The following is a 1796-nucleotide window of genomic DNA, read 5'->3' as shown; positions in this document are numbered from 1 at the left end:
ACCCCAAAGAGCACCCCTTCTCCCGAAGTTACGGGGTCATTTTGCCGAGTTCCTTAACGAGAGTTCTCTCGCTCACCTTAGGATTCTCTCCTCGCCTACCTGTGTCGGTTTGCGGTACGGGCACCTTTTATCTCGCTAGAGGCTTTTCTTGGCAGTGTGGAATCAGGAACTTCGGTACTATATTTCCCTCGCCATCACAGCTCAGCCTTCACGGCAACGGGATTTGCCTCGTTGCCAGCCTAACTGCTTGGACGCGCATATCCAACAGCGCGCTTACCCTATCCTCCTGCGTCCCCCCATTGCTCAAACGATAAAGAGGTGGTACAGGAATATCAACCTGTTGTCCATCGCCTACGCCTTTCGGCCTCGGCTTAGGTCCCGACTAACCCTGAGCGGACGAGCCTTCCTCAGGAAACCTTAGGCATTCGGTGGATGAGATTCTCACTCATCTTTCGCTACTCATACCGGCATTCTCACTTCTAAGCGCTCCACCAGTCCTTACGGTCTGACTTCACAGCCCTTAGAACGCTCTCCTACCACTGACATCGAAGATGTCAATCCACAGCTTCGGTGATACGTTTAGCCCCGGTACATTTTCGGCGCAGAGTCACTCGACCAGTGAGCTATTACGCACTCTTTAAATGGTGGCTGCTTCTAAGCCAACATCCTGGTTGTCTAAGCAACTCCACATCCTTTTCCACTTAACGTATACTTTGGGACCTTAGCTGGTGGTCTGGGCTGTTTCCCTTTTGACTACGGATCTTATCACTCGCAGTCTGACTCCCACGGATAAGTCTTTGGCATTCGGAGTTTGTCTGAATTCGGTAACCCGATGAGGGCCCCTAGTCCAAACAGTGCTCTACCTCCAAGACTCTTACTACGTGAGGCTAGCCCTAAAGCTATTTCGGAGAGAACCAGCTATCTCCAAGTTCGATTGGAATTTCTCCGCTACCCACACCTCATCCCCGCACTTTTCAACGTGCGTGGGTTCGGGCCTCCAGTAGGTGTTACCCTACCTTCACCCTGGACATGGGTAGATCACCTGGTTTCGGGTCTACGACCACATACTCATTCGCCCTATTCAGACTCGCTTTCGCTGCGGCTCCGTCTTTCAACTTAACCTTGCATGGGATCGTAACTCGCCGGTTCATTCTACAAAAGGCACGCCATTACCCATTAACGGGCTCTGACTACTTGTAGGCACACGGTTTCAGGATCTCTTTCACTCCCCTTCCGGGGTGCTTTTCACCTTTCCCTCACGGTACTGGTTCACTATCGGTCACTAGGGAGTATTTAGCCTTGGGAGATGGTCCTCCCTGCTTCCGACCGGATTTCACGTGTCCGGCCGTACTCAGGATCCACTCAGGAGGGAACGAAGTTTCGACTACAGGGCTGTTACCTTCTCTGGCGGGCCTTTCCAGGCCACTTCCTCTACCCCGTTCCTTTGTAACTCCATGTTGAGTGTCCTACAACCCCGGAAGGCAAGCCTTCCGGTTTGGGCTGTTCCCGTTTCGCTCGCCGCTACTCAGGGAATCGCGTTTGCTTTCTCTTCCTCCGGGTACTTAGATGTTTCAGTTCCCCGGGTCTGCCATCAATGCCCTATGAATTCAGGCAAAGATACTGCTCCATTACGAGCAGTGGGTTTCCCCATTCGGAAATCTCCGGATCAAAGCTTACTTACAGCTCCCCGAAGCATATCGGTGTTAGTCCCGTCCTTCATCGGCTCCTAGTGCCAAGGCATCCACCGTGCGCCCTTTCTAACTTAACCTAAAAGGTTTAAAACCTAAAATGGCGAT

1 rRNA gene is annotated in these 1796 nt (G+C 52.2%); it reads right to left on the bottom strand.

What is annotated here, in order from left to right:
• Positions 1-1768, bottom strand: a 23S ribosomal RNA gene (locus G8761_RS26650); the annotation flags it as partial.
• Positions 1769-1796: the final 28 nt, after the last annotated feature.

The sequence above is a fragment of the Neobacillus terrae genome (genome assembly GCF_011393025.1).
GTDB classification, from domain to species: domain Bacteria; phylum Bacillota; class Bacilli; order Bacillales; family Cytobacillaceae; genus Neobacillus_A; species Neobacillus_A terrae.
The sequence above is the reverse complement of the archived record's forward strand: the minus strand, read 5'-3'. Positions and strand labels throughout refer to the sequence as shown.